This is a genomic window from Spirosoma sp. KNUC1025 (assembly GCF_045160025.1).
Classification (GTDB): Bacteria; Bacteroidota; Bacteroidia; order Cytophagales; family Spirosomataceae; genus Spirosoma.
Window position 1 is genome coordinate 260,816 of sequence record NZ_CP087139.1, and the last position, 14,727, is coordinate 275,542.

Here is a 14,727-nt window from a genome sequence, read left to right on the forward strand (position 1 = left end):
CGACCGATTAATAGGTGATCTAAGAATTGGTATTTGATTGTACATGGGGTTTCATTAACTATTTGTTTTATTGTTTTCTTCTAGAACTTTATTTTTTATTTTCTTATCTTCTAGATATCTCACAATCTTCTCCTTTGTATATTTATAAGCTTCTTCGGTAACTTTAGAAAATAATGCGCTTATTACTACTTCATATAACTCAATTTGATTTAGTGGTTTGCGATCAAGTATAGAAGGTTTGACAGGTGATTTGTCACTAATAACTATTCTTGTGTTTAAGTCCAGTGATTGAAGTTCATCGACAATTTCTTCTATTTTATTCCACGGTGCCTGGAATTGTACTTTCATTTCCATGATAATGTATAAGAAGGTTTTAGTGAATATAAACTGTAAATAACCATTTTTTAGCTATACTTGCTTAATCTCAAACAATTATTTTCAAAGCAAGTATATGGAAGTCATTTGCCTTGAAGACGAAGCATTTTACGCCCTGATCGAGCAGGTTGTATCTCGATTACGCGAAAAGCAAGGTCATGAAAACGACAAATGGATTTCCGATCAGCAGGCCATGCAGTTGCTTAATGTCAAATCAAAGACAACGTTGCAGAAACTGCGTGATGAAGGCAAAATCCGCTTCTCGCAGCCCCAGAAGAAAATCATTCTTTACGACCGCGATTCAATAAATGCTTATCTCGAACAAAACGCCAGAAACACCTTTTAGCGATGGAGGATGAAAAGAAAGTTGAACCAGAATATTTGAAAGGCTTCAATGAGGGCTATATCATGGCTCAGCATATGCCGGAACTGGCCGAGAAACTCGCTGGCATCAACAGTGATTTCATCCGCCTTGTCGGCTTTAAAGAAGGGCGTGAGCAATTTCAGATAGAGCAGACAAAAGACCGTCGGCCTGACTGGCTGAAAAACGATCGTTTCACCAGAGGGCAGGGTAAATCCACGCCTTCCAGAGATCGGGATATTGAACCGGATAAAGAATAACGTCGATTAGAAATTAGTCCTTTTCTGGCTCAATATCGGACTTCGCTGTTTTGCCAGTTGTCTCACCTGGTGTCAGGGAACTCAAACTCTGTGAAAACCGCAGCGACATAGAGAAAGGCTTCGGTTCGGGTTTCGTCTCCTTTTCTTTTTCACGTTTGTTTTTCGGAGCGTAAAACATCGCGTCCATATAGTTCTGCGATTCCTCTATATCCTTCGGTTGACTGTGGTAGGTATTCTTCTCCTGAACTCCCATTCGCCGGAAGTGATTGGGGAAGAGTTCTTCACGCGCCTGATCACGCACCTGCCGAGCTGTTTTGGGATCAGCCTCTTTCACTTCCTGTTCAACCTGAGCCAGTGTTTCATATTTTAAATCGTCTTTCTGCTTGTTCAGCGATGCGATTGTTCGCTCACGGTTAAAATACCGTCGCTGCACAACTCCAATTGGTGTAAGTATAGGCTGTGGCTTGCTATTCTGGGGAACGTTTTTAATCTGCTGATCAATCTGCTGGGCAAGCTCCTGAACCGTTTTGACCTTATCGACCAGATGCGCATAGTCAGCGGGATATGGTGTAGTCTCATCCTGTTTCTTATCCATCCCTCCTGTACAGTTAATGCTTGACGATCAGTTTAGTTATGCTAATATAAGCAATAGCATGACCACTTTTATAGGAAGGGTCAAAAAATGAACTGGCGACAGCAGACCATTGATACAGATTATAACGGCGACGCCAAACGCTTCGAGGCTAACTATGCCGAGGCAATCGCTGAAGGAAATCGACTGGCTGTTCGTTGGGACGATTTACTTGTTGACGCGACGACGCTTCCCCACTTGAAAGAAACTGGACGTGAGCTGATCAAAATCAATCTGGGTTATCTGCCACCCGATCAAGTAATGCTCCCTTACGAGCCTTACTTACGCGCACTGATTCAAAACTATTGGCAGAATGCCATCGCGGAAAACGATTTTCTGGACCAGTTAGAAGATCATATTAAAATCATTCGTAATGCTGACATGAAGCACAACACATGTCTGGCCTATGATGAAGCAATCTACCAGAATTACCATGCGACGTTTGCTCCATTCGGCTACGCAGTGCGGGAACGGTTAACCCGTTTCCTGGGCTATGAGCCGCAGCTTGAACACTCCTTGATCGCCGAAATGTGGATGCGTGGCATCATGGCTGATGATACCTATAAGCTGCCAGATGAAATAACATCGGACGATATTCGAGCAATAACGTTAGTCAAATATCGTGAAGTGTTTTTAAAGGATGGTAAAAGCGTTGCAGATATGTCTTCTGTATTAATGGAAAAGCACTGATCAGGTTAAAAATATATTTAAACTCAGATATATTGAAAAATACTTGTAGTATGTAGTATTACATGCTACAATTGTAACATAGTTTCTATTTTCCGAGACGGTACAATGGTCAGACAACAAAGCAAAAATTGCCAGCATAGCGTAACATGCTGTTATCTAGGCAATTGGATTAATCACATCTTATAGTAATATATAAGAATATGTCAGAACACGCTTTACATCCAATTCATCCCGGTAAAATTCTGCGCGAAAACTACATTAAGGAATGTGGTCTATCCATCACAGAAATCGCAAGAGGATTGAGTATGCCTCGACCTAATTTATCTGCTATCTTGAATGAGAGGGCTGGGGTCAGCGCAGAAATGGCGGTAAAGCTTTCAGAAGCGTTTGGCAATACAGCCCAATTTTGGACTGATTTGCAGCGCGATTACGATTTATGGCACGCTGAACAAAAAGTGAATCGGTCGACTATTCGTCATTTTTGGCAAAAGGGGCAAAACCTACAGACGGCTTAATAAAGAGGACTACAAATTTACTATGGTGACGCAAACAATGAATAAATTAGATGCAGAGTCTCCGCTGTTACAGGTACTTAGTCGTGAGCAGCTCATTCAAATGATCGAGGAGCTACAAGAAGAAAAGCGGCTGCGCGAGGCATTCTCACATATATCAGAAACGGGATCTAATGATGCGGCATTGATGTGGCAAGGCCGAAATCGTTTTTTAGCTGAGAATGTGACACCTGTTTCAATAAAGCCAGTACCCGAAAAGAGTTATCCACCGCCAACCGGGGGAAATCATCGTATAATTGATGGTGACAACTTAGCTGTGATGCGATCTTTGCTAACAGAGTTTCGAGGAGGGCCTAAAACAGGTTTTGACGTTGTGTATATTGATCCTCCTTATAATACAGGGAAGGATACGTTTATATATAATGATAACTACCGCTATACAAAAGCAGAGGTCGAGCGTCTTAAGAAAGCAATTAATCGTGTTGAAAAAGGTGTTTCTCTTGATGACCCTTCACGTCATACAAAATGGATTAATCACATAGCCCCTAGGCTATGGGCTGCTCGAAAACTTCTTAAGCATACCGGAATCCTTATAGTCTCTATTGATGAGCACGAGCTTCCACGTCTATGGATGCTTCTAGAAGAAATGTATGGAGAGAAAAACCGTCTCGCTACTATCATCTGGGAACGCTCTCGTAAAAACGATGCCAACTATATCTCCGAAGGCCATGAATATATGTTGCTATGGGCGCGAGATAAAGATGCATTAGACCAGGTCATGAAAGAAAAAGGGAGATGGCGTAAACGCAAAGACGGTGTAGATGAAGTTTTAACTGCTTATGCAGAAGCTAAACTCAAGTTTGGAGATGACTTAATACAAATTCAAGAAGCAATGAGTGCTTATTTCAAGGCTCTACCAAAAGATCATCCAGCTAAAAAAATAAATTATCGCAAAGTAGACGATCGGGGTCTTTATAGAGATGGAGGAGATATATCTTGGCCAGGTGGTGGTGGGCCTCGATACGACGTTATTCATCCGACGACTGGGCAAGTATGTACAGTTCCAAGCCGGGGCTGGGGTTACAGCGAGGTGAAAATGAAGCAAATGATTGAAGCGGGAAAAGTATATTTTGGAGACACTCACAATAAAGTGCCGAGTCTTATTTACCGCCTTGATGATATGGATGAAGGTGTTCAAACCAGTGTAATCCAGCGGAACAGTCGTAATTCTACCGATGTAATTGAAAAGGTTTTAGGTAAAAACGCATTTGGTAATCCCAAAGACCATGAGATGTTAGCCGAGCTGTTCAATCTTGTGACTTGGCGTAATCCAGAAGCTACAATATTTGATCCATATGGTGGAAGTGGAACCACTGGGCAAGCTGTGCTGTCAATGAATGCTGAGGATAACGGAAACCGTCGCTTCATTTTGGTTGAAAACGGCGATCCAACTAACAAGGTTATTCAACGTGACGTATATACCGATTGTCTCACTGCCGAGCGTATACGTCGAGTCATGTCTGGAGAGTGGGCTGATAAGAAAAGCCATCCTAAGCTGCCAGGAGGTTTTACTTTTTATGAAGCCAAAAAAACTTTAAGTAAAAAAGTATTAATGGAGTCAACTCGCGAAAATTTGGCTGATATTATATTACAAATCGTAGAAGAAGATTCTAATCGTCACGATTGCCGTATGGATGGATATCAATATTTAATAGGTCGCACTCGCTTAGGATTCGGTATTGCCTTGGTTTGGGAAGCAGGTAAAACTAATGGACATCAGCCACTTACTCGGCAGATTCGCTCCGAAATAATGAAAGAAGCTGAGCGTGCTCAGGTTTCGAAACCAGTATACATCTATGCGGTAGCTAATGTATCGCCAATTAATGATGAGTTATATAGGTTTCAACAGATTCCTGATTCAATTTTGGCGCGTCTAAATATGTTGGAAGAAGAAGAAATATAAGCTGTGCAAATTACTCGTGATACTCTTAAGCCCTTTCAGCTACGCGCTGCTGGGGAACTCTCACAAATGTTGGCTACATACCCAGGGCCACCGTTTAAAAGACAATTCGATCAAGATACCGGAGAACCACTTCCATTTTTATGTAGGTTACGTGCCATCACTGGTAGCGGCAAGACACCCATGCTTGCCCTCTGTGCTTCAAATTTAGGAAATGCTATTGTGCTGTGGACGACTAATCGCGGTGCAGTAATTTCTCAAACCCTTGCGAATTTAAGCGCAGGGGGCAACTATGCTTCTCTATTACCAGAAAACACACAAATCTATGAGTTGTCAGAGATGACAACAGGTGACTGGAACGACGTTTGTACAGCGAAAACTGGGTTAACTATTATTTTGTCAACTGTTGCATTATTCAATCGTGATGGTGATGTATTAAACATCCATAAAGAACGGGGCGATACTACATACTGGCAGATGTTAGCTGGAGATGGGTTAGAGGGTCGTAGCCGTGACTTATATATTGTTTATGATGAGGCACACGGCGGGACGAAAGCGCAGTTTTCGAGATTAACAGAGCTGAAGCCACGTGCCTTCCTTCTTGCATCAGCATCTGAACTGCCAGAGGGCTTATCTAACTTATTGCCAGGAAGAAACAGCGAAGAAAAGTCAGAAGCTCTGCAAAAGCAAACTGTTGTAGTACCTACTTCGGAAGTTGTTGAAGCAGGGCTACTTAAAACGCGGCTTTATTTAGTTGATTGTAACACCACACGTCTTGATGCTTTAAGAGAAGCTAATAATAAATGGATCGAGCTAAGCAAGAAATTACAAATCATCTCAGAGCAACCAATAATCTGTTTTGTGGTAAACTCCACAATCGCTGGATTAGAAGTTTGGGACTCTCTTGTCCAAAATCTTAGGGTAGACCCAGGACGAATTGCAGTTCATTTAGCTAATGTTGACAAGGCAATGCTAGAAGCAAATCCAAATGCGCCCTGGACTCAGCTAATCGATACTCATAAAGCAAAGAAGTCACCTGAAGCATTGCGTCAGGATGGATATACACATTTGATATGGAATTTGTCTTTGCGAGAAGGCTGGGATGAGCCTTGGGCTTATGTTGCTTATTTAGATGGAACAGGTAAATCACTTACCGATATTTCTCAAAAAATTGGTCGCTTTCTAAGACAACCAAATGCACAGCCATTTGATGATGGCGATTTAAATTCTGCGTATTTCTATTTTAATGTTCCTGATGAAGATTTTGCTAACGTAGTACAGAACACTCAAGCAGAATTAGCGAATCAAGGTTATGAAATTATCTCGATTGAAGGGACTAGTAATCGCCCAAATACATCAAGAGAATCATCACTTAAGCATCCTGTTAGCGTTCCAAAAGTTGCTGAGTTTTTTGGTGAAGATTTGGATGTGTTAGATCAAATATTGATAAATAACGTCCCATTATTTGCTACTGAAGACTTAAAAGCGCCAGGTCGGGTTTCAACCCGCGTAATTGATATGCGCCGTAATGAAGAGGACGGATCATTGCGGAAAGAGGAGCGTCGGGAGGATAATGCAGAAATTAGTGTATGGGATTATTTAATTGGACGTCTATCAGCAATTGATGCACGTGTCGCAAGAAAGAATGGTACTTGTTTTACTTCATTTGTAAAAGATCATCCTCGGCTTAAACAAAAAATGCAAGCCGGCTCACCTGCGATGGCAATGCTGAACTTTAGCTTGTCAACGATTATAAAGCAACTTAATGATGAGTTTAGGCTTGAATATGAGCCGGATCAAGTCTATCAAGTAAAACCATTTAATTTGGTTTCTCCTGATTTACAGACCGATGATAATAATAAGAGAGAGCGATATCGTGTAAGAAAATATACAAACGCTTTGCATGAAGAATACAACGGCTTAAATCCATTTGAAGTAAAGTTAGCTGATGTTTTAGACGAATTAGGTCTAGAGTGGTGTCGCAATCCATCAAAGATTGGGTATAGCATTCCTATTCCAGAGATAGGTGAAGGCACAGTTAATTTTTATCCGGATTTTTTATTATGGTCCAAAAAGTCATTGTGGGCGATTGATCCTAAAGGTAGTCATCTTATGAATGATGCTATTCGAACAAAACTAATGGGCGTATCAGATGTAGAAGACTTACCTATAAAAATTCGAATTGCGTTTCTAGTCGAAGGAGAATATGTTACGGGAACTGATAATCGTCCAAAATATCTTGGGAAGCAAGGCTATTCATTAATATTCAAGCAAAGTACCGGAGTTAAAGTAAAACCTAGTTTGTCACTTGCGACTCTTATTTCTGATCTAATAAAATAGATACTGCGATATAAATTTTTTATGATGGCTCCTCAAACAAATTTCCAACCTACGAAAGTCATTGTTAGACCCGAAATGATAAACAGGGCAGTAAGCTGGATTTGTAATCGGCAAGCCTACACGATTGACCGTTCGAACATGAACCCAAGAAATATATCAGAGAAATTTGATGACGGAGTAATGGGAGAAATTGCTTCGGTGGCGGTTATACAATTTTTAATGGATCATGGCCGGAATGTTATCGCTTACGACGATATTAGAAAAGACCAGTATCAAGAGCCTGATCCAGGTTGGGATATATTATCTAGCCGTCAAAGCTTTGATGATTGGCTAGATCATACAGCTGATGTAAAAAGTAAGCCAGATTTTGCTTATTCTTTCTCAATTAAATCATCAAGGATACCGGCTGCTGATGGCGACGATATAAACTTAGCAATTCGTAGGAGAGATTTCAAAATTTTCAAAAGATCAACTTCTATCGAACTCGATATAACCTCTGACTTTGAAGTACAAGTGTATTATTCATTACAAAGCAGCAAGTTTGACAATTTTCTTTCTATAACATTGGAGGATATTTCTAACAAAAGAATAGATGCGATAGTTGAAAAATTAAAATTATTGGAACGATATAGTGAGTGCTTTCTATCGGGAGCAGCATCAAGAAGTAGGATTATTGAATATTCAAATAGTTTACCAGAAAGTAAAAAATACTGGGGTTCCTATCATGAAGGGCATCAAAAATTCATGTGGAGTGCTCCACTTAGTTTGGGAGTATCGTTTGAAAATATTACCAATTGATAGATTTATTTCCTATAAACATTCACAATATCTATTATTAAGACAGATATTTTTTAGCTATCACGTGTAATATCGCATCAACTTGTAATTCAAAAAGATCTTTATAGTTTTTGACATTGTCGAATATATCATCCCAAACAATATTGTGACCAGTTGTATTCCTTAACTTTGTTGTTACTGAGAAAGATAATTCTTTGTTAGATATTTTACTCGAGTGTATACTCGAGATTATAGAAGCCAGCGAACCAGATTCTTGATTAATTGATTTTACACCAAAGTCTGTTCTAAAATCTGCATTTTTAAATACACTGTTCAGAGTTCCTTTTATTATTTGGGGATAAGCATTTTTCAATAATGATTCGAATATTACACCGCCAGTAAACAGATGTGTTATAAATGGCAATGTTGAGACCTCATGTTTAGGACGTGTTTCAAGAAGTCTGCGAAGATCATCAAACTCTAGAAGAAAAACATAAAATGCACTTATAATTGATCTTTTATATTTGTTGTTATCTAAGAGAATTTTCTTGACGAAGTTGTCTATAAATATTTGGCGAGAGATATTTACTTTTGTTATATCTGACCACCTAGATAGATGAGCTTCTATCGTATCTCGGATGCGGTCTACTGTACGTTTTGTAAATTCATTTTCTCTCTCTAAAAGATAAAATTGTATTGCTTCACCCGTGTAACCTTCTACTGGACGCTGATTTATATCTTCAGCAATTGCTGCGTCTATATAGAATAAACCTTTATTATAATTTCGCATGTCAAACGCTAGCCAAGCTAAAAAATAGAACGGAGTACCTTTGTGAAAGATGCTATATTTCTCTGGATCTAGCCTTTGTAGCGCAATCATTAATTCTTCATAGTCGTTGTACCGCTCGTACGGTCTATTAATCTGACCCAAATTATTACCAACAGGGAATTCTTTAAAAATCTTATCTCCCTCTTTTGGGCCTTCTGCATTTTCAACATTTGGTGCGTCTTTAAATAACTGCTTAACTCTTACAAACTCCTCATCCGATACGATGTAATAAGCCATATTATAGGGATCATAACTTTAAGATTAAAAGTATCTTTAGTTAGATTTATACTTAAAAAAATATCTTTAAAGACATTGACACGTGAATGATTGAATAATTATTTCAAGTAACAACATATTTAAAAAGATGGATCGAACTCTAAAAATTTTGATGCTTTGTCTCTTTTTGAAGTCTGATTGCTGAATTCATCAGTTTTGAAGCCTTATTTACTGCATCAAGAATTGGGTCATTTGAAAGCCTGGCGTAAATCGCTGTTGAAACTTGGCTTTTGTGATTTAAGGCTTTGCCGATAATCGGCAAGCTTACGCCACCTATTGCCATGTAGCTTCCAAGCGTCCGTCGCAGATCATGCATCCGTATATCCGACACTTTCATACGTTTGCGTATCCGGTCAAAAGCTCGTTTGGGATCTTTCAGGTAGCCGTCTTCACTTGTTCCCGGGAACACAAATGATGAGGGGGGCTCTTCTTTCTGATTGGCGATGTTTCTGACTTTTAAGATTTGCAAGGCCATTTCGGAAAGAGGAATGATGTTCACATCTTTGTTTTTTGTCTGTGTTTCCGCTATCCGCCAGCGCTTCAGGTCAAGATTGATATCTGACCATTGCATCGATAATACGTTTGATTTTCGAGCACCGGTGTACAGTAGTATTTTGAAAAAGTCCTGAAATAATTCTGTTTCCTCTTCAAGAGCAGCAAAAAATGATTCCAGTTCGCCAAAGGTTAAAAATCGGTCGCGACTGACAGTTTTAAACTTGCGTATTCCATTACACGGATTTACCGTATTGATATAGTTTTCACGAATGCCAAAATTGAACACAGCACTTATAATGGCAACTAGCCTGTTTGCCGTTGCGCCTTTGTATTTTTCAACTTCGCGAGCATCTTGCTCTGAACGGCCAGCTTTTGGGGGCTTCGCCTTATTGGCAAGGTCGGTATGAAATTTCCTGATTTGCTCTGTAGTGATCTGATTTACCTTACAATTGCCAAAGACAGGAAAAACTTGGCATCCCATCATTTTTTTATTGGCTAAAGGCCGTTTAGTGAATTTGATGGCATGCTGTTCATAATAGTGCTCATAAAGTTCGCGGAAAGTGAGCGCCTTACGTTCCGCGATACGGTCTTTGTGCGGGGTCTGACCCAGTGTAATTAAGGAAATAAGCCGTTGGGCTTCTGATCTAGCTTGTTCGATCGTGATGTCCGGAAAGCGACCGATCTTTATTCGCTCGGGGACTCCTTTTACTTTCCTGTATAAAATGAACGTTTTGATCCCTGAGGGGTAAACAGCCAAGCGTAACCCGCGTACTTTTTGATCGGACATATAGTAGCGCTTAGAAGATGCTTGCAGCTGAATTAATGCATCTTTTCTGAAATGAGACGAATGTTGTGGCATAACTGATCACCTGCTGGTGCTACCCTAGTGCTACTGTAAGCATTAAAATGGATGGATAGCTGATAATCACAGTTTATAACATTATCGTCTTGAATCAAACAATTATATCAGTCCAGTAATAATCATAAATAAGCCATAATAGGGGTGGGAGCAAATTGGTAAGGGAGAGGTCGAGAGTTCAATCCTCCTCGGCAGCACCATTTTTCCAGTAACTTAATAACTTCCAGCTTAGGCAAGCCTATATCCAGTGCTACTCAAGTGCTACCTGAAAAGTTAATTACGGTGCATCAGCGATAAAAATATATTATGCTGCCAACGCATGAAGGACAGATCCTGCTTATACAACGGCTAGGTTTTTAACCCATTACATCTGTTCGTATCTGTTATTATTAGGACAGATTTCCTATTGCATATTCTATAATTCTCCCATATACTGAATATATTCCTAGCATACCATCGTATGTTACGGAACATCTTTATGAACTGGGAGAGTTAGCCGATGAATAATAATCACGAACCTCTGCTCAATCGAAAAACAGCCGCTAAATATCTCGGAGTGTCGCCCGGCACACTTGCCGTTTGGGATTGCACGAAACGTTACGACCTGAAGCCTATCAAGGTTGGCCGTGCAGTCCGTTATCGCCGTTCTGATCTCGATAAATTTATCGAAGAGCGTCTCTGGCGTTAAGGCCATATCAGCCCCGTCTTAATTCTACACCACATTATTGATTGGAGATCGTCATGAACATTGATCATGCGAAAGCGATACCTATTGCCGAAATTTTAAGCCTTTTAAAAATTCAGCCAAGGCGCGTCAGCGGCTCCAAACGTTTATATCTCTCACCAAGACGGGCTGAGAAAACGCCCAGCTTCTGGGTCTATACTAAAACCAATCGCTGGCATGATTACGGTGACGGGCAAGGAGGCGATACTGTCGATCTCGTCTGTGAATATCTCAAATACACGCGCGAGGAACACACGGTTTCAGATGCCTTGCGGTGGCTTAAAAATATGCACATCGCTCCGCATGCATTTCCGCCATTGCATACAGACACAGACCATACCGACGATACTGGTCTGATTCTGAAGGATAGAAAATCTATTCAGCATCTGGGACTCATCCACTATCTGCAAAAACGCGGTATTCCCTTGGAATTGGCGCGTCAACATTTGAAAGAAATCCATGTCCGCAACAAGCAGACGAAGAAGAGCTTTTTTGCACTGGGTCTACCTAACGAAGAGGGTGGCTACGAGTTACGCAATCCTTTCTTTAAAGGTTGTCTCGGTGTCAAGGCTATCACGTTTAAACGGGGGACTGATCCCAAGCCCAATACCATCAATCTTTTTGAAGGCAGCATGGATTACCTATCAGCTGCGAGTCACCTCAAAGACCAGCGTTTCAAGGGCGACACGGTCATTCTGAATTCACTGTCCTGTCTCTCCCAGATTTCAGCATACATCCAGAATTACGGCTACCGCACCGCCTACAGCTGGTTCGATAACGATCTCGCCGGAGAGAAAGCAACACAGGCTTTCGCACAGTTCTGCCAGACTCAGGCCGATCTGATCCATAAGCCGATGAACCGCATTTATGCGCCTCACAAGGATGTCAATGCTTGGCATATGCATCAGAAGGGGCTGGTGCTGTAACCCTGGATCAAACGATACCGTTGACGACAATGTGACTGTCAATTCACCATAGCCGGTCAGGGTTCTGGCCGGGACTGTACCCGACAGCGCTCATTCCACCAACGACAATTTTCCCCGGCCTACGGCCTTCCTCGCGCGACAAAATTCTCGCTGGTTCATTCACTGGCCTGCCGGGTAATGCAATCCCCGTAACCCTGACCTCTGGAGAATTGACCTTGACACACTCGATTTCTAAACCTCATCGATCCAATCCCGCTCACCAGATATCATCGGCTGATTCCTTGCCTCAACACGATGTCTATGCGCGGTTAACCGCCAAGATTTTAGCTGATCTGGAAAAAGGCGAACTCACTTGGCGCAAGCCCTGGAACGCCGATCATCTGGCCGGTCAGGTCATGCGTCCGCTTCGCTGGAATGATATTCCCTATAGCGGAGTCAACACGCTGATGCTCTGGGCAACCGCTGCCGAGCAAGGCTACGGCTCGCGTTACTGGATGACCTTCAAACAAGCAATCGATCTGAAAGCCAACGTGCGCAAGGGCGAAAAAGGCACGCAAGTCGTTTATGCCGATACCTTCACCAGGGAAGAAGAGGGGCGTAATGGCGAGCTGAACACCCGTCAGGTACCTTTTCTGAAAACATACACCGTATTCAACGCGTCGCAAATTGAAGGCTTATCCGATGCGTTCTATCAAATCCCCGAGCCCGCCACCAACACCGGCGAGCAGCGCAATCACCAACTGGAAATGTTCTTCGCCCAAACCAAAGCCGATATCTATACCGGGGCGAAAGCCAGCTACAAACAAAGCACTGACCGCATCCAAATGCCACCGTTTGAAAGCTTCGACAGTGCGGCCAACTACTACGCTGTGTTAGCCCATGAGATCACCCACTGGACGAAGCACCCGAAGCGATTGGACCGCGATCTGGGCCGCAAGCAGTACGGTGACGCCGGTTACGCCAAAGAAGAACTGGTCGCCGAACTCGGTGCCTGCTTTCTGGCGGCTGATCTGGGTCTGGAACCCATGCCGGAGAACAAGCATGCGGCCTACATGCAGACCTGGCTGCAAGTATTGAAAGACGATAAGCGCTTTATCTTCTCGGCCGCATCCCACGCACAAAAGGCCGTCGAGTTCATCCACACCTTACAATGTCCTTAAGTTGGGCCACACTGACACAATGGGCTGGTTTGGTGATGGATCGTCTGGCCGTTTCATCGACAGCTCCTTTCCTGCTTGCTTGATTGGTGATGGCAGCGTAGGGCAAGGGCGGGTGATGGCGCTTATCCCTCCTTTTTGCCTTCGTCAAAAAGGCTCTGGTGACTTCGACCAAAAATAGACAGTGCCTATCGATTTTTGGCCTTCGGGGAGCTTTCACCCGCCCTTGCCCTAAGGCCGCTACCATCATCAACCAAACAGAAAAGGAGATCTGATGATGACGACCCAAACCGAAACCCAATCCAAAGCCCCAACCCACACCATCTACGTGGTCGAAACCAAAGAGAACAATGCCAAGTCCGACTGGCTCAAAGTTGGCGTTGCCTGGGAACACGGCGACAAAGAAGGCATGAACTTATCGATCAACACGTTGGGAGCCGCTTACCTGCAAACCAAAGGCCAAGAAGCCACCTTAAGCGTCCGGCGCAACAAACCGCAGGACTAAATCAAACAAGCCGGACAGAAATTTCTGTCCGGCTTTAGCTTTTAGTTCGTCTTGAATGTTTAACCCTGTTTTCATTTTCGCAGCGATGGACTAAGCAGATCGGACTACAGCTTCTTCTCCATATACGGTTCAAAAAATTTAAGATCGACTTCGTAAATCTTTTTGGCTTTAACCCCTAGTTCTATTGCTTCAAACAAATGAACTAGCTTTTGGCCATCGATCAGTTCCACTGGTGGCGCACCATCTCTTGAAGCTTCTCGTTTGGCATCTTCTGAAAATGTCCCTGTCGTTAAGATTATTCCTTTTTCAGCCCGCCCAAACATGGCATTCCTAAAATCTCCGACTTGAGACCTTGAAACCGTTCCTTTGTATCGCTTGCATTGGAAAAGGACCTTGATCGTTACGAACGGGTTTAATTCCAATGTTCCATATCCATCAATACCACCATCATGAGAGCCGCCTGTAACTTCTACATTTTCAAATCCATGTTCTCGTAACAGACGCTTGCAAATATTTTCAAACCCAGAAGGGGTCACTCTTTGTAAAATTTCTAAAAGTCCTGGCGTATAGCTGTATTCTACACTATCAGGCTCTTCTTCTTCTTGCTCAGTAATTATTTCAGCTTTTGATTTATCCTTTCTGGCCTTCTGAAAGATGTCAACCCATTTAAGAAAAATCTGTCTGCTTTGGTCGTCAGTTAATTTTGCGTTGCGCCCTTTGTCTGTCAGGGTCCAAATGCCACGTGTGTTGTCTTCCAAAAGTCCTTCCCATACAAGATATTGTCTCGCCCAGGCCACTTGGTTTTGAAAGCGTGGCGTTCCAGACTTCATGACTTCTTCACGGACGCTATCTGGAACATTTAAGTTTTTTGCAACCCGGTCAGTTGCTTCTTTTGGCCGTCCAGAACCCCCTAAATCTCTTAATGCATCGAGCAGTGGGCCAAACCATTTTGTAAATTCAGCTTGTCTAACTTTTGCCTTGGTCATGAACGTAATTATTAACGAATAACCGTCTGGCAGCACGGATTTGACGCCAGTACTTGGCTTGCCA

General features: G+C 42.3%; 16 protein-coding genes. 11 read left to right on the forward strand and 5 right to left on the reverse strand.

Features of this window, described 5'->3' with window-relative positions; genetic code table 11:
- Nucleotides 1-54: 54 nt before the first annotated feature.
- Nucleotides 55-354, reverse strand: a complete 300-nt coding sequence (locus LN737_RS01130; RefSeq protein ID WP_405515464.1) for a hypothetical protein — start codon at nt 352-354, stop codon at nt 55-57.
- A 97-nt stretch (nt 355-451) separates the two neighbouring features.
- Here LN737_RS01130 and LN737_RS01135 point away from each other — a divergent pair, with 97 nt between their 5' ends.
- Both LN737_RS01135 and LN737_RS01140 read left to right on the forward strand, forming a co-directional pair.
- Nucleotides 452-721 (forward strand): helix-turn-helix domain-containing protein, encoded by a 270-nt coding sequence (locus LN737_RS01135; RefSeq protein ID WP_405515465.1) that lies wholly within the window; start codon nt 452-454, stop codon nt 719-721.
- 2 nt (nt 722-723) lie between these two features.
- Nucleotides 724-996 (forward strand): hypothetical protein, encoded by a 273-nt coding sequence (locus LN737_RS01140; protein WP_405515467.1) that lies wholly within the window; start codon nt 724-726, stop codon nt 994-996.
- A 13-nt stretch (nt 997-1,009) separates the two neighbouring features.
- On the opposite strand, the gene LN737_RS01145 is transcribed toward LN737_RS01140, so the two are convergent.
- On the reverse strand, nt 1,010-1,591 hold the full coding sequence (locus LN737_RS01145) for a hypothetical protein (RefSeq protein ID WP_405515469.1): 582 nt from the start codon (nt 1,589-1,591) through the stop codon (nt 1,010-1,012).
- Between the two features lie 87 nt (nt 1,592-1,678).
- Here LN737_RS01145 and LN737_RS01150 point away from each other — a divergent pair, with 87 nt between their 5' ends.
- The 5 genes from LN737_RS01150 (at nt 1,679) to LN737_RS01170 (ending at nt 7,927) form a co-directional block, all read left to right on the forward strand.
- Entirely contained in the window at nt 1,679-2,317 is a 639-nt protein-coding gene (locus LN737_RS01150) for a hypothetical protein (RefSeq protein ID WP_405515471.1), read from the forward strand.
- A gap of 200 nt (nt 2,318-2,517) precedes the next feature.
- On the forward strand, nt 2,518-2,832 hold the full coding sequence (locus LN737_RS01155) for a HigA family addiction module antitoxin (protein ID WP_405515473.1): 315 nt from the start codon (nt 2,518-2,520) through the stop codon (nt 2,830-2,832).
- Nucleotides 2,833-2,854: 22 nt separating this feature from the next.
- Complete coding sequence (locus tag LN737_RS01160; protein WP_405515475.1) at nt 2,855-4,792, forward strand: site-specific DNA-methyltransferase; 1,938 nt, start codon at nt 2,855-2,857, stop codon at nt 4,790-4,792.
- Between the two features lie 3 nt (nt 4,793-4,795).
- The gene (locus LN737_RS01165) at nt 4,796-7,129 is read left to right on the forward strand and encodes a hypothetical protein (RefSeq protein ID WP_405515477.1); all 2,334 of its coding nucleotides are present in this window, start codon (nt 4,796-4,798) and stop codon (nt 7,127-7,129) included.
- 138 nt (nt 7,130-7,267) lie between these two features.
- On the forward strand, nt 7,268-7,927 hold the full coding sequence (locus LN737_RS01170; protein WP_405515479.1) for a hypothetical protein: 660 nt from the start codon (nt 7,268-7,270) through the stop codon (nt 7,925-7,927).
- Nucleotides 7,928-7,964: 37 nt separating this feature from the next.
- On the opposite strand, the gene LN737_RS01175 is transcribed toward LN737_RS01170, so the two are convergent.
- On the reverse strand, nt 7,965-8,972 hold the full coding sequence (locus LN737_RS01175) for a hypothetical protein (protein ID WP_405515480.1): 1,008 nt from the start codon (nt 8,970-8,972) through the stop codon (nt 7,965-7,967).
- A gap of 139 nt (nt 8,973-9,111) precedes the next feature.
- A complete protein-coding gene (locus LN737_RS01180; RefSeq protein ID WP_405515482.1) occupies nt 9,112-10,365 on the reverse strand; it encodes a site-specific integrase in 1,254 nt (417 codons plus the stop codon).
- Nucleotides 10,366-10,864: 499 nt separating this feature from the next.
- Here LN737_RS01180 and LN737_RS01185 point away from each other — a divergent pair, with 499 nt between their 5' ends.
- From LN737_RS01185 to LN737_RS01200, 4 genes are all read left to right on the forward strand, one after another.
- Complete coding sequence (locus tag LN737_RS01185; RefSeq protein WP_405515484.1) at nt 10,865-11,053, forward strand: helix-turn-helix domain-containing protein; 189 nt, start codon at nt 10,865-10,867, stop codon at nt 11,051-11,053.
- A 53-nt stretch (nt 11,054-11,106) separates the two neighbouring features.
- A complete protein-coding gene (locus tag LN737_RS01190; RefSeq protein ID WP_405515486.1) occupies nt 11,107-12,015 on the forward strand; it encodes a toprim domain-containing protein in 909 nt (302 codons plus the stop codon).
- Nucleotides 12,016-12,296: 281 nt separating this feature from the next.
- Entirely contained in the window at nt 12,297-13,175 is an 879-nt protein-coding gene (locus LN737_RS01195) for an ArdC family protein (protein ID WP_405515488.1), read from the forward strand.
- Nucleotides 13,176-13,446: 271 nt separating this feature from the next.
- Nucleotides 13,447-13,677: a hypothetical protein gene (locus LN737_RS01200; protein WP_405515490.1), complete on the forward strand. Its 231-nt coding sequence runs from the start codon at nt 13,447-13,449 to the stop codon at nt 13,675-13,677.
- A gap of 104 nt (nt 13,678-13,781) precedes the next feature.
- On the opposite strand, the gene LN737_RS01205 is transcribed toward LN737_RS01200, so the two are convergent.
- Nucleotides 13,782-14,663 (reverse strand): restriction endonuclease, encoded by an 882-nt coding sequence (locus tag LN737_RS01205; protein ID WP_405515492.1) that lies wholly within the window; start codon nt 14,661-14,663, stop codon nt 13,782-13,784.
- Between the last annotated feature and the right edge of the window lie 64 nt (nt 14,664-14,727).